This window comes from Vibrio rotiferianus (assembly GCF_002214395.1).
Classification (GTDB): Bacteria; Pseudomonadota; Gammaproteobacteria; order Enterobacterales; family Vibrionaceae; genus Vibrio; species Vibrio rotiferianus.
Window position 1 is genome coordinate 3,159,004 of sequence record NZ_CP018312.1, and the last position, 20,594, is coordinate 3,179,597.

Genomic DNA, 20,594 nt, shown 5'->3' on the forward strand with positions numbered 1-20,594 from the left:
AGCGGTGAGTATGAGTAGTAAAATCGATCACAACCTTTTCTCGGCACACGAGCATGCGCTTGAGCGCGAACCTTGCCCTAAATGCGGTGGGGAAGTTTCGCTTAAGCACGGTAAACACGGCCCTTTTCTAGGTTGCAGCCAATACCCAAGTTGCGATTACATTAAGCCGCTACACAGCAATGATGGTCACATCGTGAAAGAGTTGGGTGTGCCTTGTCCTGAGTGTGGCAACGAGTTGGTACTCCGCCAAGGGCGCTACGGCATGTTCGTCGGTTGTAGCCATTACCCAGCATGCCATCATATAGAGTCGATTAACCAACCTGAGCCACAGCAGCAAGCGAAAGAGCAACATGCTTGCCCCGAATGTGGCAAAGGGCATTTGGTTGAGCGTAAAACCCGATTTGGTAAAACATTCTACGCGTGTGATAACTATCCGAAGTGCAAGTTTGCGGTGAACTTGCCGCCTGTAAGAGGCCGCTGCGAGGAATGTGGATTTACCTTGTTGGTAGAAAAGAAACTTGCCAGTGGGGTTAAACTGCAATGCGCGAGCCGTAAGTGCCAGCATACTCAATCACAATAACTTTCAGTACGAATTAAAAAGGGTCGCATCATGCGACCCTTTTGCTATTTATTCCGATGCTTTTCTAGGCTTGCCACTGCTTGGCAAATTCATGCACAGCAGGGAAAGCCTGTTCATCCAGAACTTCTGCTAATGCACAAAGTTTGCGATTAAGTTCGCCAGTGTAGTCACCACATACGTTGATGTGGCCCATCTTGCGACCCGCACGTTTTTCTTTGCCGTACCAATGAATGTGGCAACCATTCATTGCTAGCAATGCTTCTGGTAGTGTGTCTTCACCAAGAATATTAATCATCGAGGTTTCACGAACCAGTTTCGTGCTACCCAAAGGCATGCCACACACGGCGCGTAGGTGGTTCTCAAACTGACAAGTTTCTGCACCCTGTTGAGTCCAGTGGCCAGAGTTGTGTACGCGTGGTGCGATTTCGTTAACCAGCAAAGTGCCGTCAACGTCAAAGAACTCCAGCGCTAACACGCCAACGTAATTCAAGCTGTTGGCAACGGCAGTGAACATCTGTTTTGCTTGCTCCTGCAACTCTGGCGCATCAATCGCAGTAGAAAGGCTCAATACACCATTGGTATGGACGTTTTCTGCAAGTGGGTACACTTCAATGCTGCCATCTTTACCTCGAGCACCAACCAGTGAAACTTCGCGGTTAAAAGGGACAAATTCCTCAGCAACAATCGCTTGAGTTGGTGTTGCTGCGATACACTCTGCCATCTCTGTCCAAATGTCTTCGACTTGAGAAGCTTCTTTTAAGCGCCACTGGCCTTTACCATCGTAACCACCCAATGCACTTTTCAGAACCATTGGCATTCCAACGTGCTCAATGGCGCGGTCAAAGTCTTCACGAGTTTCGATGACGTAGTATTTCGCGTTACGCACGCCGGCATCATCAAGTAATGCCTTTTCAATGCGGCGATCCCCACCTGCTTTGATGGCTTGTGTACTTGGTAGGAACTTGCCGCTCGCCTCGCAAACATCGAGCACATCATGTGGGATATGCTCGAACTCAGCAGTAATAACGTCGACTTGTTCAATTGCATTCTCTAAGCCGTTGCCGATCACGTGCTGAGTCAGTGGATGCACGATGTTACCGCTGCCCACATCGTAAGCTGAGATTTGAATATTCAGTGGCGCACCAGCCAGAGACATCATACGAGCTAGTTGACCCGCACCAAGAACCAGTACATGCATCTGATTAATCCTCAGCAGGGTTTGGGTTCGCCAATACGGTTTCCGTTTGTTCGTTACGGAACGCTTCGACTTTTGCCATGATCGCTTCATCATGTGTACCAAGGATTTGAGCTGCTAGGATGCCAGCGTTTGCTGCGCCTGCTTCGCCAATCGCCAATGTACCAACCGCAATACCTTTTGGCATCTGTACGATAGAAAGCAGTGAGTCCATGCCTTTCAGCGCACGAGACTGAACAGGGACGCCAAGTACCGGAACGCTAGTAAACGCCGCCGCCATACCTGGTAGGTGAGCAGCACCGCCCGCACCTGCGATGATGACTTTAATGCCGCGTTCTTTAGCACTGCTTGCGTAATCAGCCAGTAATTGAGGAGTACGGTGAGCTGACACCACCTTTGTTTCGTAAGACACGCCAAATTGATCCAGCATGTCTGCTGCTAGTTTCATGGTTGGCCAATCTGATTTAGAACCCATGATGATACCGACTTTCATCTCAAACTCCTTCAAGCTGCAAAATTAGGTGAGCTGATAAATTTGTGCGCATTATACGGGGATTTTTACCTCAAGCAAACGTTTGCGTGTGTTTGTAAATGCTATTGATACATTTTATAAACAAATTGCTTTAGTCTCTGAGAATGAATATTTGTACACTTAGTACAAACACAACAGAAAAGATTATCAGGAAGTATCGGTGGAGAACTTTGAACAGGTGCTAAAAGCACTACAAACAGGTGAAGTGATTGCCTACCCAACAGAGGGGGTGTTTGGTGTTGGATGTGACCCAGATAACCCGGAAGCGATTCAAAAACTGCTAGAGCTAAAACAGCGTCCAGTAGAGAAAGGTTTAATCCTTATTGCTGCGAGCTATGAGCAGCTTCTGCCTTATATTGACGAATCTCAGCTGACTCAAGAGCAATTAGATAAAGTCCATGCAACTTGGCCTGGGCCATACACGTGGATCATGCCTGCAAGTGACAAAGTTTCTCACTGGGTATCGGGACAATTTGATTCAATCGCAGTGCGTGTGACGGATCATCCTTTAGTACAAAAGATGTGTAATGCGTTCGGAAAGCCGCTAACCTCTACCAGCGCGAATCTTACTGGTCAGCCTCCTTGTATGACGACGGAAGAAGTTGAAGAGCAGTTAGGTGATAGACTTGTGGCGATCTTACGTGGTGAAACCAGCGGTCGTGACAAGCCGAGTGAAATTCGTGATGCTAAAACCTCGCAAATATTAAGACAGGGCTAACCCTGCTAGTCAGCAATCAATAGGTACTACACGTATGTCAGCAATCGATAAGCACGCCGTAAAGCAGTTCTTGATGTCCCTTCAGGATTCCATTTGTCAGCAACTAGAACAAGAAGATGGAAAGGCCGTCTTTGTCGAAGATGCATGGCAACGTGAAAAAGGAGAGCGTCTTGGTGGCGGTGGCCGTACTCGCGTATTGCGTGATGGTCATATCTTCGAGCAAGGCGGGGTGAACTTCTCCCATGTAGAAGGTAATGAAATGCCAGCATCCGCGACGGCACATCGTCCAGAGTTAGCGGGTCGCCGTTTTGAAGCAATGGGTGTTTCCTTGGTTATTCACCCTAAAAACCCTTATGTACCGACTTCGCATGCCAATGTTCGCTTCTTTATTGCAGAGAAAGATGGCGAAGACCCAATCTGGTGGTTTGGTGGTGGTTTTGACCTTACGCCTTTCTACCCATTTGAAGAAGATTGCCAATCATGGCACGACACAGCAAAACAGCTTTGTGCGCCATTTGGTGACGAAGTTTACCCAGAGCACAAAGCGTGGTGTGACAAATACTTCTTCCTTCCACACCGAAATGAAACTCGTGGTGTTGGTGGCCTGTTCTTTGATGACTTAAACCAGTGGGAATTCGACAAGTGTTTTGACTACATCAAAGCGGTTGGTGAGGGATACTGCCAAGCGTACTTACCGATTGTTTCTCGTCGTAAAGACATCGAGTTCGGTGAGCGCGAGCGTGAGTTCCAACTGTACCGACGTGGTCGTTACGTAGAGTTCAACCTAGTGTACGATCGCGGCACGCTATTTGGTCTGCAAAGTGGCGGTCGTACAGAGTCAATTCTTATGTCGATGCCACCACTTGCACGTTGGGAATACAGCTACGAACCACAGGCGGGTTCTCCAGAAGCTGAACTTTACGAGCGATACCTAACGCCGCGAGAGTGGTAAGCGCTGAATCTCCTTTTCTATATAGATAGATAGTGATAGGGTCATCGGTAATCAGATGGCCCTGTTTTCTATATAAAGGTAAGGAAATGACTCAGCAAATTGATCGTTATGCCGTGTTTGGTAATCCTATTGGACACAGCAAGTCGCCATTCATTCACACGTTGTTTGCTCGTCAAACCAATCAGTCGTTGGTGTACACCGCAGAAACCGCCCCTGTTGATGGCTTTGTTGAAGCTGCGAAAGCTTTTTTCGCTGACGGTGGTAAAGGGTGTAACGTGACATTACCTTTTAAAGAAGATGCTTATCGATTTGCCAATCGTCTTACCGAGCGAGCGGAGTTAGCTGGTGCGGTGAATACGCTGAAGAAGTTGGATGACGGAGAAATCATTGGTGACAACACTGATGGCGCGGGCTTGGTACAAGACCTACTGCAACATCAAGTTGTATTGGAAGGTGCGCGAATTCTGATCATTGGCGCTGGTGGTGCTGCGCGTGGTGTAATTAAACCACTCCTAGAACAGAAGCCTGCTTCTTTGACTATTACTAACCGTACTTTTAGTAAAGCACAACAGCTTGCAGACCTATTCGAGTCACACGGCTCTATCGTAGCGAAAGATATGACGACAATAGAAGAAGCGTACGATGTGATTATTAACTCAACTTCTGCTTCATTAAGCGGCGAGTTGCCCGCGATCTCTTCTGCTATCTTTTCCACTAACAGCACTAGCTACGACATGATGTATGGCAAGGGGTTAACAAGCTTTAACCTGTGGGCGAAAGAACACGGTGCGGCTCATGCATATGATGGTCTTGGAATGTTGGTCGGACAGGCGGCTGAAAGCTTTATGTTATGGCGTGGCTTGCGTCCCGGCGCAAAACAAATTCTCAGAGAATTAAGAAAGAACCTTGAAGGCCTATAAGCGATGAACCAATCTATTCTATTCCCAGACATGCAGTCGTGGGATGAAGTCTCTCAATCAGTAAACTTTGCTGCTCAACAGTCTGGCGCATTGATTGAGTGCTACGTAACCAAACAAAAATTAGAAAAGTTGAGTGGCTCAGCTATAGATAATGAGCAAGCAGCCATTGAGGCTTTCGTCGATTTTCGCTTTGATCTGGAAGAAATCGCAGAAGAGTTAATAGAAGATGAAGCCTTCAACGAAGAAGGCCATATCATCATCGACTAGCTGTTTAGTTTTAACTAACCTTGGATGTCTTCGACTTCAGTTAAGTAGTCATTTTTGTTTTGTACATAGTTGTTGGCAGACTTTTGTAAGAAAGTTCGCTCTTTCTCTGATAAAGGGCGAGCTTGTTTCACTGGGCTTCCAACATATAGATAGCCGCTTTCTAACCTCTTCCCTGGTGGGACTAAACTGCCTGCACCTATCATTACGTCAGATTCTACAACCACATTATCCAAAACTATCGCACCCATACCTACTAATACGCGATCGTGTATCTCGCAGCCATGCAACATTACTTTGTGACCAATGGTGACATCATTACCTATGATGAGAGGATAGCCGAGTGGGTTATCCGCATTCTTATGTGTCACATGAAGCACGCTGCCATCTTGAACGTTGGTACGGTCACCGACATGAATGTGGTTTACATCACCACGAGCCGCCACAAGTGGCCAAATACTAGAATCGTTGCCAATCCGGATATCACCAACTAAAACAGAGGTTGAGTCTACGTATACACGCTCCCCCAGTTGAGGGCGTATTCCTTTATAACTTCTAATTGAACTCATCTTTACTCCTTATAAAGCGCTAACTACGGTGATATCTAATGAGAAGAGTAGCAAAAACTCGCCTTTTAGAACAAAAAACATTCAAACAATAAAAAAAACAAAAAAAACGTCAAAAAGGGCTTGCCAATGTGATCGCAATCTCTATAATGCCACCTCGCTGACACGGCAACGCTTCGAAAGAAACGAGGTTGAGTTAGCAAGCCAATTAGCCAAGCGGAAACGCTTGAAAAAAGTTTGAAAAAAGTGATTGACACTAAACTTTAACTCGCTAAAATGGCCGTCCGATTTGAGCAAAGCTCAACAGGAAAGCTCTTTAACAATATAGACCTATCAATCTGTGTGGGCACTCGTTGATGATAATCCAATTAGATATTTCTTTCTTAACGGAAAGCGGTATCAAATTAGGTTTCAATGAAACGAAGTGACCATTGAATCGAAAGATTCAGCACAGTCAATTCAAACATTACTTATGTAATGTTCAGTATTCATTGAGCCGAACAAAATCTTAAATTGAAGAGTTTGATCATGGCTCAGATTGAACGCTGGCGGCAGGCCTAACACATGCAAGTCGAGCGGAAACGAGTTATCTGAACCTTCGGGGAACGATAACGGCGTCGAGCGGCGGACGGGTGAGTAATGCCTAGGAAATTGCCCTGATGTGGGGGATAACCATTGGAAACGATGGCTAATACCGCATAATGCCTACGGGCCAAAGAGGGGGACCTTCGGGCCTCTCGCGTCAGGATATGCCTAGGTGGGATTAGCTAGTTGGTGAGGTAATGGCTCACCAAGGCGACGATCCCTAGCTGGTCTGAGAGGATGATCAGCCACACTGGAACTGAGACACGGTCCAGACTCCTACGGGAGGCAGCAGTGGGGAATATTGCACAATGGGCGCAAGCCTGATGCAGCCATGCCGCGTGTGTGAAGAAGGCCTTCGGGTTGTAAAGCACTTTCAGTCGTGAGGAAGGTAGTGTAGTTAATAGCTGCATTATTTGACGTTAGCGACAGAAGAAGCACCGGCTAACTCCGTGCCAGCAGCCGCGGTAATACGGAGGGTGCGAGCGTTAATCGGAATTACTGGGCGTAAAGCGCATGCAGGTGGTTTGTTAAGTCAGATGTGAAAGCCCGGGGCTCAACCTCGGAATTGCATTTGAAACTGGCAGACTAGAGTACTGTAGAGGGGGGTAGAATTTCAGGTGTAGCGGTGAAATGCGTAGAGATCTGAAGGAATACCGGTGGCGAAGGCGGCCCCCTGGACAGATACTGACACTCAGATGCGAAAGCGTGGGGAGCAAACAGGATTAGATACCCTGGTAGTCCACGCCGTAAACGATGTCTACTTGGAGGTTGTGGCCTTGAGCCGTGGCTTTCGGAGCTAACGCGTTAAGTAGACCGCCTGGGGAGTACGGTCGCAAGATTAAAACTCAAATGAATTGACGGGGGCCCGCACAAGCGGTGGAGCATGTGGTTTAATTCGATGCAACGCGAAGAACCTTACCTACTCTTGACATCCAGAGAACTTTCCAGAGATGGATTGGTGCCTTCGGGAACTCTGAGACAGGTGCTGCATGGCTGTCGTCAGCTCGTGTTGTGAAATGTTGGGTTAAGTCCCGCAACGAGCGCAACCCTTATCCTTGTTTGCCAGCGAGTAATGTCGGGAACTCCAGGGAGACTGCCGGTGATAAACCGGAGGAAGGTGGGGACGACGTCAAGTCATCATGGCCCTTACGAGTAGGGCTACACACGTGCTACAATGGCGCATACAGAGGGCAGCCAACTTGCGAGAGTGAGCGAATCCCAAAAAGTGCGTCGTAGTCCGGATCGGAGTCTGCAACTCGACTCCGTGAAGTCGGAATCGCTAGTAATCGTGGATCAGAATGCCACGGTGAATACGTTCCCGGGCCTTGTACACACCGCCCGTCACACCATGGGAGTGGGCTGCAAAAGAAGTAGGTAGTTTAACCTTCGGGAGGACGCTTACCACTTTGTGGTTCATGACTGGGGTGAAGTCGTAACAAGGTAGCGCTAGGGGAACCTGGCGCTGGATCACCTCCTTATACGATGATTACTCATGATGAGTGTCCACACAGATTGATACGGTTTATAAGTAAAAGAGACGAAGATATCCCAATATCTTCAATCCAGTGTCCCGTTCGTCTAGAGGCCTAGGACACCGCCCTTTCACGGCGGTAACAGGGGTTCGACTCCCCTACGGGATACCATTGGGTCGTTAGCTCAGTTGGTAGAGCAGTTGACTTTTAATCAATTGGTCGCAGGTTCGAATCCTGCACGACCCACCATTCTTCTCCACGAAGAATTAAAACTTATGTGGGCGATTAGCTCAGTTGGGAGAGCACCTGCCTTACAAGCAGGGGGTCACTGGTTCGAGCCCGGTATCGCCCACCATTCTCTAAGTATTTTTGGATGACAATTCCAAACCACTTCAATAAAACGGATGTGGTTAGAATCCTCGACTCTGAAAGTCTTTAGAAAATGTACTTCCTTGTGAAGAAACATAGCTCTTTAACAATTTGGAAAGCTGACAAATCAACAATTTATTGTTGATTGTAAAGTTCTCAATGTTTGTCTTTATGACAAACACCAATAAAACACATTCAAGTGTTCTTGGAATTTGAGTCCGGCAAAATCGAGTCTGCATCATGTATAAAAATTGCAGACAACTTTGGTGACTTGTTCATCAACTCGAAACTCCTTCGGGTTGTATGGTTAAGTGACTAAGCGTACACGGTGGATGCCTTGGCAGTCAGAGGCGATGAAGGACGTATTAACTTGCGATAAGCCCAGATTAGGTAGTAAAAACCATTTGAGTCTGGGATTTCCGAATGGGGAAACCCACTTGCATAAGCAAGTATCCTGTTGTGAATACATAGCAACAGGAGGCGAACCGGGGGAACTGAAACATCTAAGTACCCCGAGGAAAAGAAATCAACCGAGATTCCGAAAGTAGCGGCGAGCGAAATTGGACTAGCCCTTAAGCTTTATATGCGTTAGACGAACGGTCTGGAAAGTCCGGCGATACAGGGTGATAGCCCCGTAGTTGACAACGCACATTCAGTGAAATCGAGTAGGGCGGGACACGTGATATCCTGTCTGAATATGGGGGGACCATCCTCCAAGGCTAAATACTACTGACTGACCGATAGTGAACCAGTACCGTGAGGGAAAGGCGAAAAGAACCCCTGTGAGGGGAGTGAAATAGAACCTGAAACCGTGTACGTACAAGCAGTAGGAGCACCTTCGTGGTGTGACTGCGTACCTTTTGTATAATGGGTCAGCGACTTATATTCAGTGGCAAGGTTAACCATCTAGGGGAGCCGTAGGGAAACCGAGTCTTAACTGGGCGTTCAGTCTCTGGATATAGACCCGAAACCAGGTGATCTAGCCATGGGCAGGTTGAAGGTTGAGTAACATCAACTGGAGGACCGAACCGACTAATGTTGAAAAATTAGCGGATGACTTGTGGCTAGGGGTGAAAGGCCAATCAAACCTGGAGATAGCTGGTTCTCCCCGAAAGCTATTTAGGTAGCGCCTCGGACGAATACTACTGGGGGTAGAGCACTGTTAAGGCTAGGGGGTCATCCCGACTTACCAACCCTTTGCAAACTCCGAATACCAGTAAGTACTATCCGGGAGACACACGGCGGGTGCTAACGTCCGTCGTGGAGAGGGAAACAACCCAGACCGCCAGCTAAGGTCCCAAATTATAGCTAAGTGGGAAACGATGTGGGAAGGCTTAGACAGCTAGGATGTTGGCTTAGAAGCAGCCATCATTTAAAGAAAGCGTAATAGCTCACTAGTCGAGTCGGCCTGCGCGGAAGATGTAACGGGGCTAAGCTATAAACCGAAGCTGCGGCAATGAAGTTTACTTCATTGGGTAGGGGAGCGTTCTGTAAGCCGTTGAAGGTGTGTTGTAAAGCATGCTGGAGGTATCAGAAGTGCGAATGCTGACATGAGTAACGATAAAGGGGGTGAAAAACCTCCTCGCCGGAAGACCAAGGGTTCCTGTCCAACGTTAATCGGGGCAGGGTAAGTCGACCCCTAAGGCGAGGCCGAAAGGCGTAGTCGATGGGAAACGGGTTAATATTCCCGTACTTCTTACAATTGCGATGGGGGGACGGAGAAGGCTAGGTGGGCCTGGCGACGGTTGTCCAGGTTCAAGTGCGTAGGCTGAAGAGTTAGGTAAATCCGGCTCTTCTTAAGGCTGAGACACGACGTCGAGCTACTACGGTAGTGAAGTCATTGATGCCATGCTTCCAGGAAAAGCCTCTAAGCTTCAGATTGTAAGGAATCGTACCCCAAACCGACACAGGTGGTCGGGTAGAGAATACCAAGGCGCTTGAGAGAACTCGGGTGAAGGAACTAGGCAAAATGGTACCGTAACTTCGGGAGAAGGTACGCTCTCGACGGTGAAGTCCCTCGCGGATGGAGCTATTGAGAGTCGCAGATACCAGGTGGCTGCAACTGTTTATTAAAAACACAGCACTGTGCAAAATCGTAAGATGACGTATACGGTGTGACGCCTGCCCGGTGCCGGAAGGTTAATTGATGGGGTTAGACTTCGGTCGAAGCTCTTGATCGAAGCCCCGGTAAACGGCGGCCGTAACTATAACGGTCCTAAGGTAGCGAAATTCCTTGTCGGGTAAGTTCCGACCTGCACGAATGGCGTAATGATGGCCACGCTGTCTCCACCCGAGACTCAGTGAAATTGAAATCGCTGTGAAGATGCAGTGTACCCGCGGCTAGACGGAAAGACCCCGTGAACCTTTACTACAGCTTGGCACTGAACATTGACCCTACATGTGTAGGATAGGTGGGAGGCTTTGAAACCAGCACGCCAGTGTTGGTGGAGCCGTCCTTGAAATACCACCCTTGTAGTGTTGATGTTCTAACGTCGACCCCTTATCGGGGTTACGGACAGTGCCTGGTGGGTAGTTTGACTGGGGCGGTCTCCTCCCAAAGCGTAACGGAGGAGCACGAAGGTGGGCTAATCACGGTTGGACATCGTGAGGTTAGTGCAATGGCATAAGCCCGCTTGACTGCGAGAATGACAATTCGAGCAGGTGCGAAAGCAGGTCATAGTGATCCGGTGGTTCTGAATGGAAGGGCCATCGCTCAACGGATAAAAGGTACTCCGGGGATAACAGGCTGATACCGCCCAAGAGTTCATATCGACGGCGGTGTTTGGCACCTCGATGTCGGCTCATCACATCCTGGGGCTGAAGTCGGTCCCAAGGGTATGGCTGTTCGCCATTTAAAGTGGTACGCGAGCTGGGTTTAGAACGTCGTGAGACAGTTCGGTCCCTATCTGCCGTGGGCGTTGGAAGATTGAAGGGGGCTGCTCCTAGTACGAGAGGACCGGAGTGGACGAACCTCTGGTGTTCGGGTTGTGTCGCCAGACGCATTGCCCGGTAGCTAAGTTCGGAATCGATAACCGCTGAAAGCATCTAAGCGGGAAGCGAGCCCTGAGATGAGTCTTCCCTGATACTTTAAGTATCCTAAAGGGTTGTTCGAGACTAGAACGTTGATAGGCAGGGTGTGTAAGCGTTGTGAGGCGTTGAGCTAACCTGTACTAATTGCCCGTGAGGCTTAACCATACAACACCCAAGGGGTTTTGATGGACTCAATGTAAGAACATTGAATGTGTTAAGAACTGAAAACAGCTTTCCGAATTAAAGAATTTGCTTGGCGACCATAGCGATTTGGACCCACCTGATTTCCATTCCGAACTCAGAAGTGAAACGAATTAGCGCCGATGGTAGTGTGGGGCTTCCCCATGTGAGAGTAGGACATCGCCAGGCTTTAAATTTAGACTTAAATGTCTAACCAGTGCGGAGCGGTAGTTCAGTTGGTTAGAATACCGGCCTGTCACGCCGGGGGTCGCGGGTTCGAGTCCCGTCCGCTCCGCCACTTATTAAGACAAAGCCCTAGCAGAAATGCTAGGGCTTTTTCGTATTTACCATTAAGTTCCCTTCTCCTCAAACCGATCTCTTTTACTTCTTAGTATATGTATGTAGGTGCTTACTACCTTTTTAGTGCCTATTAAATATGGATCTTAATTTATATTCCTGACTCTAAGCATCATTAGTGCACATCTTTAAAAGATAACTGAGAATCATTATTAATATTTAGTTACACTCACATCAATTGGAATAATAAGTGACTAAATACATGGATATATCTCGTCGACGCTTTCTTCAATCTTCCTTAGCGATCTCTGCGCTTACCATTCTGCCTGCATGTTCTCTATCTAGGAGCACTAACAAACAAGGTCAGCATATATACGACATCACTGCAGAGCCTTCTACTGCAGAATTAGTACCAGGATTTAACACGGATGTACTCGCGTTTAATGGTTCGATTCCTGCTCCTACGATTCGTTGTCGCCAAGGCGAGAGAGTTATTATTCGATTTACCAACAAGCTTTCAGAGCCGACTACAATCCACTGGCATGGCTTGCGAATCCCTATTGAAATGGATGGTGTCCCTTTCTTGAGCCAGCCGCCTATTATGCCGGGTGAAACATTCGTTTATGAATTTACACCGCCAGATGCGGGCACATTTTGGTATCACCCACACATGCATAGTGTTAAGCAGCTTGGGATGGGCTTAGTCGGGCTAATTATCGTTGAAGAGACAGACCCTGTTCAGTTTGATGAAGAGCATGAAGTCGTCCTCAAGCATTGGCATTTGGACAAACAAGGCCAGTGGAAGAATCTAATGTTGCCGCGCTTGAGTGCACGCATGGGAACGCCAGGAGAGTGGAGTAGCGTTAACGGTGTTCATGAGCCTGTTTATAAGCTGAAGCAGAATGCTACCACGCGATTAAGAATTGCTAATGTCGATAACACCATTACTTATCCGATCGCTCTCGAGGGAGCAGAAGCTTGGGTTATTGCTATTGATGGTAATCCTGTTAAAACGCCTTATAAGCTCACTCAACACAAAATTGGTCCGGGAATGAGGTTAGATGTCGGATTGATTGCTCCGAAGGCAGGAGAACGTGTTTATGTGCGTCAAAGGAAAGGGCGCTTCCCATTCCCTTTGTGTGAGTTCGAAGTTGTTGAGTCTGATCTGCCGACTAACCAGAAACTGCCTTCATTACCTCTCAACCCTGTGGCTGCTCTTGATTTAGAAAATGCAGAGCAAATCGATTATGTGTTCGAGTGGGAGGGGGCGATCACTCCTGCCGATAAATCAGGCAAAGCGATACCTAAGTTTTGGCTGATGAACAAACGAGCTTGGGAGGGAATGAGTAAAGATAATATTCCTGCGCCGCTTTCAACATTGGAGCTTGGAAAAACCTATATCTTCAACCTTAAGAACGTCACCCAATATCATCATCCTATTCATCTGCATGGACACACATTTACCGTTCTTGAATTAGACGGTAAAAAACTCGATGTACCGTTTCATACCGATACGGTCTTACTTGGAAAAAACGGCAGTGCGAAAGCGGCATTTGTTGCAGATAACCCAGGGCGTTGGATGTACCATTGTCATGTGATTGAACACATGAAGACAGGTTTGATGGGGTACATCGAAGTAAAGTGACTCCTGTAACTTTTTAAATCTTGATAAGTTTTAAGCGCTATTACTTTGCTGGATTCTAAGATTGTATAATCACTATTGTCGTAAATTTGATTACAATGTCGCCATTAACTTTTCTGGGGGAATTATGGGGCAACTATCCATTTTGGGTTTTATTGCATTAGGCGGCGCATTTGGTGCATGTTCTCGTTACTTAATTTCTGAACTTTGTGTGATGCTACTTGGTCGTGGTTTTCCATACGGTACATTAACGGTTAACGTTGTTGGCTCATTTATTATGGGTCTACTGATTGCTGCTTTTGAAACTGAGTTAATGGTCACTGACCCATGGCGTCAAATCATCGGCCTTGGCTTTTTGGGCGCATTAACCACATTCTCTACTTTCTCGATGGATAACGTGTTGCTTATGCAGCAGGGCGCTTTCTTTAAGATGGGCTTGAACGTATTGCTGAATGTCGTGTTAAGCATTTCAGCTGCGTGGATTGGTTTCCAATTATTGATGCGTAGCTAGCAAAAACACTCAAATCTTAATCAGGTCGGCTTGGTTTAACCAAGCCGTTTTTATATACTGATTTCACTTGTCGGAGTGCCATAAGGCTGAGACCGTTAATTCGGGATCCGTTGAACCTGATCAGATTAGAATCTGCGAAGGGAACAAGAGAAGATATCTACACCAGAGTTCTATCTGGTCGACCTATCAAATAGTCGAATGTTGTTATAGACGAGAGCATCCGCTCAACTTGTCCTTAATTCGATTCCTCTTGTCGCATCTATCCGCCAAGCATTTTTATCCCAATACTTTTTATCTAAGCATAACAAAGCAAGGAAAAATGCTATGTCGAGTCGCAAGCAAGCGAGACTGGAAGCAAAACAGTTCATTGATACACTCTCGGTACAACCGTACCCAAATTCAAGCAAAGTCTACGTAGAGGGTTCACGTCCCGATATTCGTGTGCCAATGCGTGAAATATCACTCGCTGATAGCCTTATTGGAGGTACAAAAGAAGCGCCTATTTTCGAGCCTAATGAGCCAGTACGCGTTTACGATACCTCGGGTGTATACACAGATCCAGAACACACCATAGACCTCTACAACGGCTTACCTAAGCTGAGAGAAGGGTGGATTGAAGAGCGTGCCGATACTGAACTACTTAATGAAGTAAGCTCGGTATACACCAAAGAGCGCCTAGAAGATGAAACTCTAGACGAGCTTCGTTACGGAAATCTGCCACGTATTCGACGTGCCAAAAATGGGCAGTGCGTGACTCAATTGCACTATGCTCGCAAGGGTATAATCACCCCGGAAATGGAATACATCGCCCTGCGTGAAAATATGGGGCGTGCTCAATACCGCGATGAAGTGCTGAATCAACAGCATCCAGGTCAAAGCTTCGGAGCGAATCTTCCAAAAGACATTACCGCCGAGTTTGTGCGTAAAGAAGTCGCCGAAGGTCGCGCTATCATCCCTTCTAATATCAACCACCCAGAATCCGAACCAATGATCATTGGACGTAACTTTTTGGTCAAAGTGAACGCCAATATTGGTAACTCATCGGTGACGTCTTCGATTGAGGAAGAAGTAGAGAAGCTAGTGTGGGCGACGCGCTGGGGTGGCGATACCGTTATGGATCTCTCTACTGGACGTAATATTCACGAAACTCGCGAGTGGATTCTACGTAATAGTCCGGTTCCGATCGGTACCGTACCAATGTACCAAGCGCTTGAGAAAGTGAATGGTGTGGCGGAAAACCTTAACTGGGAAGTGATGCGCGATACTCTGATTGAGCAAGCAGAGCAGGGTGTTGATTACTTCACCATCCATGCCGGTTTACTACTGCGCTATGTACCGATGACAGCAAAACGCGTTACCGGCATCGTTTCTCGTGGTGGTTCTATCATCGCGAAATGGTGTTTAGCGCATCACCAAGAAAGCTTCTTATATACTCACTTCCGAGAGATCTGTGAAATTTGTGCTAAGTATGATGTGGCACTTTCTCTCGGTGATGGTCTGCGTCCTGGCTCGGTTGCCGATGCTAACGACGAAGCGCAATTTGCTGAGCTTCGCACCCTTGGCGAGTTAACCAAGATAGCGTGGGAATACGACGTACAGGTGATTATCGAAGGTCCTGGTCATGTTCCAATGCATATGATCAAAGAGAACATGGAGGAGCAGCTAGAGCACTGCCATGAAGCTCCTTTCTACACCCTTGGTCCACTGACGACAGACGTCGCTCCTGGTTACGACCATATTACTTCAGGCATCGGCGCTGCCATGATTGGTTGGTATGGCTGTGCAATGCTTTGCTACGTAACTCCTAAAGAGCATCTTGGTTTACCAAACAAAGAAGACGTGAAAGTAGGCATGATCACTTACAAGCTTGCTGCGCACGCCGCTGATTTGGCGAAAGGACACCCTGGTGCACAAGTTCGTGATAACGCGCTTTCTAAAGCTCGCTTCGAGTTCCGCTGGGAAGACCAATTTAACTTGTCGCTCGACCCAGATACCGCTCGTGCTTTCCATGATGAAACCTTGCCTCAAGAGTCTGGAAAAGTTGCTCACTTCTGTTCGATGTGTGGACCAAAGTTCTGCTCGATGAAGATTTCGCAAGAGGTACGAGAATACGCGAAAGATACTGAGCAAGTTGCTGCGGACCAAGCTATCTCAATCAAAATGCTTGATGATCCTCTTGAGGGGATGCGTCAGAAATCGCAAGAGTTTAGAGACACAGGTTCAGAGTTATACCACCCAGCAGCACATGCCGAGGTAAGTGACTAATGAGCAAAATCCTTATTCCGTCATCATTGATTGAACTGACAGGTTTAGTTCAGCAATGTTTGTTGTTGGCGAAAGAACAGGGTTTTAGCATCGAAGACATTGAGTTGGGTGTGAGCCCAACTCAATCTATTCAGCTTGTTCGCGACCAACAGACCACACGCATAATGACAGATCTTATTGATGGTTATGACTCCGAGCATGAGAGTTCATTTGTGCTCTATTACCGCTCTGCTTTATCGGTAGAAGCGTGTGCTAAGCAACCGTCGAAAGCGATTTATATTGGCATTGCTGATACGCAGGTATCCGATGAAAAGGAGAAAGTTCTTCAGCTTGATATCTGGCGTCACCCAATTAACGACGAAGTGAGAGCGCTCTCTGTTAAGTCCAAACTCAACGCAATGTTCGATCCCGAACATCACCTTGCTTGGATTGTAACGCTGACAGTACTCGATTTTCCTATCGAAGATGCGTTAACACTTGCTCGAGGAATGCTAACTCAACAAGCGAATGTTTCACGTGAAACACTGTTGAATGACAACCTTGACGAGGGAAGATCTACTCAGTGGGCTGACCAATTTGATGATTTCCCCATACCTGTACTGGAAGATAACCGACTCGGTATTCAAGTTGGTTGGTCAGCACAAGGAGAGAGCGTTAGCTTTCCAACTTTAACTAAGCAAAGCCTAGGGCTCTATCCTGTCGTTGATGATGTTGCTTGGATTGAGCGTCTACTGCCACTAGGCATCAACACTATTCAACTGCGAATCAAGAACCCACAACAAGCCGATTTAGAACAACAGATCATTCGAGCAATTGAGCTAGGTCGTCAGTATCAAGCACAAGTGTTCATCAATGACTATTGGCAGTTGGCAATCAAGCATGGCGCTTATGGCGTTCACCTAGGACAAGAAGACATAGAAGAATCGAATTTGGCTCAGCTAACTAAAGCCGGCATTCGTCTTGGTCTTTCTACTCATGGTTATTATGAGCTACTGCGCATCGTACAAATTCATCCTAGTTACATCGCGCTAGGGCATATTTTCCCAACCACCACTAAACAGATGCCATCGAAACCACAAGGTTTGGTGCGCTTGGCTCTGTATCAAAAGCTGATTGATAGCATTCCTTACGGAAACAAAGAGCTAGCTTTCCGTCCTTCAAAAGACAAAGCAGTTAGTGACTATGTGCTTGGCTTTCCGACGGTCGCGATTGGTGGCATTGACCAATCTAATGCAGACCAAGTTTGGCAAACAGGTGTTTCTAGCTTAGCAGTAGTGCGTGCTATTACGTTGGCAGAATCACCTCAATCGGTCATTGAGTTTTTTGCACAACTGATGAAGGAAAGACAGCTAACGTTTACTGATCAGAATAGTGAATTGGTGCATAACAAGAGAGGCGAGCATGCTCACGGATAAGCAATTTCTTCGCTATCAACGTCAAGTCGCTCTGCCTGAAATTGCTGAAGTTGGGCAAGAGCGTTTGAGCAAATCGCATGTTCTGATCATCGGTTGTGGTGGATTGGGGAGCGCGGCAAGTTTGTACTTGGCATCCGCGGGCGTTGGTAAATTGGTTGTGGTCGATGACGATGAAGTTGATAGCAGTAACCTACAGCGTCAGATCATTTATCGTGAACAAGACCTTCAAGTTGCGAAAACAAAAGCGACTGTAAAGCAACTTACTGAACTTAATTCTATGGTTCAAGTTCGTGCTCTCAATAAGCGATTGGACAAAGCACAACTTCAGCTTGAGGTGATGCTAGCGGATGTGGTGCTCGACTGCACCGATAATATGCCAACGCGCCAGCTTATTAACCAAGTTTGTTTCGAGCAAAATACGCCGCTCATCTCCGCGGCGGCAATTGGTTGGCAAGGGCAATTCGCTGTTTTTGATTACCAAACATCAAGTGAACAAGAAGTACAGAGTAAAGCCTGTTACCGCTGTTTATATCCGTTTGACGAATTACCGCAAACGCAAAAGTGCAGTGAGAGCGGTGTCGTCGGCCCGGTGGTGGGCACACTAGGCAACTACCAAGCGATAGCGGCAATTCAAAAACTGGCGACGGGAAAGTTTCATGTCGAGACTGCCAAGTTACACCTGTTCGATGGATTGAAGCTGCAATGGCAAACCATGGCGATAAGTAAAGATAAACAGTGCCAAGTGTGTACTCAGATTTAGCTTACGAGTAATGGGCAGAATTAAGAGAGTTGGAAGCAATGACGTTATCAGAACAACAAACAACACAAATGACCGCTGCTGACTTAGATGTGATCACTATTGTCATCAATGACCAGTCACATCAAGTTGCCATTGAGTCAAATCTACAGCAAATCATTAGTCAATTTGCGCTGCCTGAAATGGGCTGTGTTTTTGCAATTAATAACAATGTTGTGCCGCGCAGTGAGTGGGCTAGCACAGTTCTTTCACAGGGAGATAGCATCTCTTTGTTTCAAGCGATCGCAGGGGGTTAAAGTCGATGCTAAAAATTGGTGATAAACAATTCGAATCAAGACTGTTCACGGGAACAGGGAAGTTTGCCAACAGCCGATTAATGGCAGAAGCGATTCAAGTATCGGGTTCTCAACTTGCGACCATGGCGTTGAAGCGTGTGGATGTGAACGACCAACAAGACGATATTTTGCTGCCGTTAGTACAAGCGGGTGTGAACTTATTGCCGAACACCTCAGGTGCAAAGAATGCTAAAGATGCTGTGTTTGCAGCACAATTGGCGAGAGAAGCGTTAGGTACAAACTGGCTAAAACTTGAAATTCACCCAGACCCGAAGTACTTGATGCCCGATCCAATTGAGACACTTGCGGCCGCTGAACAATTGGTTCGTGAAGGCTTTATTGTCCTTCCTTACTGTCATGCTGACCCGGTTCTGTGTAAGCGATTGGAAGAAGTAGGCTGTGCTGCGGTCATGCCATTAGGTGCGCCGATCGGTTCTAACAAAGGGATAGTTTCTCACGACTTTCTAGAGATCATTATCGACCAAGCTAATGTTCCTGTGGTTGTTGATGCGGGTATCGGCGCACCTTCACATGCCGCGCGTGCGATGGAAATGGGTGCGGATGCCGTGCTCGTCAATACTGCGATTGCAGCTTCGAGCGATCCTGTTGCGATGGCGAAGGCATTTAAGTTGGCGGTAGAGTCGGGGCGTATGGCTTATGAAGCCGGACTTGCTGGTAAGGTTTCTCATGCGGTTGCGTCGAGTCCACTGACGTCATTCCTAGATGAGCTTTAGTCCTAGATTGGTTTAGCTATTAAGCGAGGAAAACATGAGCTTCGTTGAACAATATAAGCAGCTGAATTGGGATGACATTTCGATGTCGATCTACGCGAAAACGGCACAAGACGTCGAGCGAGCATTGAATAAACCCAAACGTGATTTGGAAGACTTTAAAGCGCTAATTTCACCAGCGGCTGAAGCGTACTTAGAGCAAATGGCGCAGCTGTCATACTCGGCAACTCGCAAGCGTTTTGGTAATACCATGTCGCTTTATATTCCATTGTACCTTTCTAACTTGTGCGCCAATGCTTGTACTTATTGTGGCTTCTCGATGGAGAATAGAATCAAGCGTCGTACTTTGAATAGAGACGAAGTGGCTGCAGAAGTTGAAGCCATTAAACGCATGAAGTTCGACAGCGTATTGCTGGTGACTGGTGAACACGAAACCAAAGTGGGGATGAAATACTTTCGCGAAATGGTGCCGATGATTAAGCAGCGTTTTAACTATTTGGCGATGGAAGTACAGCCGCTAGATCAAGACGAATACGCAGAGCTCAAGATATTGGGTTTAGATGCGGTGATGGTCTATCAAGAAACGTATCATCCTTCGACTTACGCCGAGCACCATTTGCGTGGCAACAAGATGGATTTCGAATACCGATTGGATACACCCGATCGTCTTGCAAAAGCAGGCATCGATAAGATCGGTATTGGTGCTTTGATAGGATTGGAAGAGTGGCGTACCGATTGCTTTTATGTGGCAGCGCACTTGGACTATCTAGAGCGTACGTATTGGCAGACTCGTTACTCCATTTCATTTCCGCGTTTGCGTCCTTGTGAGGGTGCGCTCCAACCAAAATCAGTTATGACGGATAAGCAGCTTGTGCAGTTGATTTGCGCTTATCGTTTGTTGAATCCAGAAGTGGAGTTGTCATTATCGACTCGTGAATCACCGAAGTTCAGAGACAATGCATTACCGTTAGGCATCACCAGTATGTCTGCTGCATCGAAAACTCAGCCGGGTGGTTATGCGATGGATGATGTTGAACTCGAGCAGTTTGAGATCAGCGATGAGCGAAGCGCGGGTTCTGTGGAAGATATGATTCGAGCCAAAGGGTTTGACCCTGTATGGCGAGATTGGCACTCGGCGTATTCTGGTTAAGCAATAAATAAAGCCACTGGTCATCGTTATGTTTCACGTGAAACATAAGCAAAAAAGAGGGTTGATGTTTTACATCAACCCTCTACTTTTTCTAGCTTCTAGCTTCTAGCTTCTAGCTTCTAGCTTCT

The 20,594-nt window shown here is 47.1% G+C and carries 16 protein-coding genes, 4 tRNA genes, 3 rRNA genes and 1 riboswitch; of the genes, 20 read left to right on the forward strand and 3 right to left on the reverse strand.

The window, feature by feature from the left end:
* Positions 1-10: 10 nt before the first annotated feature.
* Entirely contained in the window at positions 11-580 is a 570-nt protein-coding gene (locus BSZ04_RS23865; RefSeq protein ID WP_005535498.1) for a DNA topoisomerase family protein, read from the forward strand.
* Positions 581-644: 64 nt separating this feature from the next.
* Here BSZ04_RS23865 and BSZ04_RS23870 read toward each other — a convergent pair whose 3' ends face one another.
* On the reverse strand, positions 645-1,778 hold the full coding sequence (locus tag BSZ04_RS23870) for a 5-(carboxyamino)imidazole ribonucleotide synthase (RefSeq protein ID WP_088881525.1): 1,134 nt from the start codon (positions 1,776-1,778) through the stop codon (positions 645-647).
* Positions 1,779-1,782: 4 nt separating this feature from the next.
* Positions 1,783-2,268, reverse strand: a complete 486-nt coding sequence (gene purE, locus BSZ04_RS23875; RefSeq protein WP_005440742.1) for a 5-(carboxyamino)imidazole ribonucleotide mutase — start codon at positions 2,266-2,268, stop codon at positions 1,783-1,785.
* A 199-nt stretch (positions 2,269-2,467) separates the two neighbouring features.
* Here purE and tsaC point away from each other — a divergent pair, with 199 nt between their 5' ends.
* From tsaC to BSZ04_RS23895, 4 genes are all read left to right on the forward strand, one after another.
* On the forward strand, positions 2,468-3,025 hold the full coding sequence (tsaC, locus tag BSZ04_RS23880; protein ID WP_005429817.1) for an L-threonylcarbamoyladenylate synthase type 1 TsaC: 558 nt from the start codon (positions 2,468-2,470) through the stop codon (positions 3,023-3,025).
* Between the two features lie 34 nt (positions 3,026-3,059).
* Positions 3,060-3,977: an oxygen-dependent coproporphyrinogen oxidase gene (gene hemF / locus BSZ04_RS23885; protein WP_051119340.1), complete on the forward strand. Its 918-nt coding sequence runs from the start codon at positions 3,060-3,062 to the stop codon at positions 3,975-3,977.
* 86 nt (positions 3,978-4,063) lie between these two features.
* A complete protein-coding gene (gene aroE, locus BSZ04_RS23890) occupies positions 4,064-4,897 on the forward strand; it encodes a shikimate dehydrogenase (RefSeq protein WP_088881526.1) in 834 nt (277 codons plus the stop codon).
* A gap of 3 nt (positions 4,898-4,900) precedes the next feature.
* Positions 4,901-5,164, forward strand: a complete 264-nt coding sequence (locus tag BSZ04_RS23895) for a DUF1488 family protein (protein ID WP_010444662.1) — start codon at positions 4,901-4,903, stop codon at positions 5,162-5,164.
* Positions 5,165-5,178: 14 nt separating this feature from the next.
* Here the strand turns inward: BSZ04_RS23895 and BSZ04_RS23900 are convergent, their stop codons facing one another.
* Positions 5,179-5,730: a gamma carbonic anhydrase family protein gene (locus BSZ04_RS23900; RefSeq protein WP_088881527.1), complete on the reverse strand. Its 552-nt coding sequence runs from the start codon at positions 5,728-5,730 to the stop codon at positions 5,179-5,181.
* A gap of 507 nt (positions 5,731-6,237) precedes the next feature.
* Here BSZ04_RS23900 and BSZ04_RS23905 point away from each other — a divergent pair.
* The 15 genes from BSZ04_RS23905 to thiH all read left to right on the forward strand — a co-directional run bounded on the left by BSZ04_RS23905 (position 6,238) and on the right by thiH (position 20,466).
* A 16S ribosomal RNA gene (locus tag BSZ04_RS23905) occupies positions 6,238-7,790 on the forward strand.
* 89 nt (positions 7,791-7,879) lie between these two features.
* Positions 7,880-7,955: transfer RNA gene (locus tag BSZ04_RS23910), tRNA-Glu, on the forward strand.
* Between the two features lie 2 nt (positions 7,956-7,957).
* Positions 7,958-8,033: transfer RNA gene (locus BSZ04_RS23915), tRNA-Lys, on the forward strand.
* A 30-nt stretch (positions 8,034-8,063) separates the two neighbouring features.
* A tRNA-Val gene (locus BSZ04_RS23920) sits at positions 8,064-8,139 on the forward strand.
* Between the two features lie 319 nt (positions 8,140-8,458).
* Positions 8,459-11,348 (forward strand): 23S ribosomal RNA (locus tag BSZ04_RS23930).
* An 87-nt stretch (positions 11,349-11,435) separates the two neighbouring features.
* A 5S ribosomal RNA gene (gene rrf, locus BSZ04_RS23935) occupies positions 11,436-11,552 on the forward strand.
* Together the 16S, 23S and 5S rRNA genes with 4 tRNA genes alongside form the textbook arrangement of a ribosomal RNA operon.
* 32 nt (positions 11,553-11,584) lie before the next feature.
* Positions 11,585-11,661 (forward strand) — tRNA-Asp (locus tag BSZ04_RS23940).
* 261 nt (positions 11,662-11,922) lie between these two features.
* Positions 11,923-13,305, forward strand: a complete 1,383-nt coding sequence (locus BSZ04_RS23945) for a multicopper oxidase family protein (protein WP_088881528.1) — start codon at positions 11,923-11,925, stop codon at positions 13,303-13,305.
* Positions 13,306-13,429: 124 nt separating this feature from the next.
* Complete coding sequence (gene crcB / locus BSZ04_RS23950) at positions 13,430-13,813, forward strand: fluoride efflux transporter CrcB (RefSeq protein ID WP_005535872.1); 384 nt, start codon at positions 13,430-13,432, stop codon at positions 13,811-13,813.
* Between the two features lie 61 nt (positions 13,814-13,874).
* Positions 13,875-13,973: riboswitch (TPP riboswitch) on the forward strand.
* Between the two features lie 164 nt (positions 13,974-14,137).
* A complete protein-coding gene (gene thiC, locus BSZ04_RS23955) occupies positions 14,138-16,078 on the forward strand; it encodes a phosphomethylpyrimidine synthase ThiC (RefSeq protein WP_088881529.1) in 1,941 nt (646 codons plus the stop codon).
* Entirely contained in the window at positions 16,078-17,493 is a 1,416-nt protein-coding gene (locus BSZ04_RS23960) for a thiamine phosphate synthase (protein WP_088881530.1), read from the forward strand. Before thiC ends, BSZ04_RS23960 begins: the two co-directional genes overlap by 1 nt.
* Positions 17,480-18,253, forward strand: a complete 774-nt coding sequence (locus tag BSZ04_RS23965) for a HesA/MoeB/ThiF family protein (protein WP_088881531.1) — start codon at positions 17,480-17,482, stop codon at positions 18,251-18,253. Before BSZ04_RS23960 ends, BSZ04_RS23965 begins: the two co-directional genes overlap by 14 nt.
* 38 nt (positions 18,254-18,291) lie before the next feature.
* Positions 18,292-18,546 carry a sulfur carrier protein ThiS gene (thiS, locus tag BSZ04_RS23970; RefSeq protein WP_005447251.1) on the forward strand — a complete coding sequence of 85 codons (255 nt, stop codon included), beginning with the start codon at positions 18,292-18,294 and terminating at the stop codon, positions 18,544-18,546.
* 5 nt (positions 18,547-18,551) lie between these two features.
* Positions 18,552-19,319: a thiazole synthase gene (locus BSZ04_RS23975; RefSeq protein ID WP_005397059.1), complete on the forward strand. Its 768-nt coding sequence runs from the start codon at positions 18,552-18,554 to the stop codon at positions 19,317-19,319.
* A 34-nt stretch (positions 19,320-19,353) separates the two neighbouring features.
* Positions 19,354-20,466, forward strand: a complete 1,113-nt coding sequence (gene thiH / locus BSZ04_RS23980) for a 2-iminoacetate synthase ThiH (RefSeq protein ID WP_088881532.1) — start codon at positions 19,354-19,356, stop codon at positions 20,464-20,466.
* Positions 20,467-20,594 lie beyond the last annotated feature (128 nt).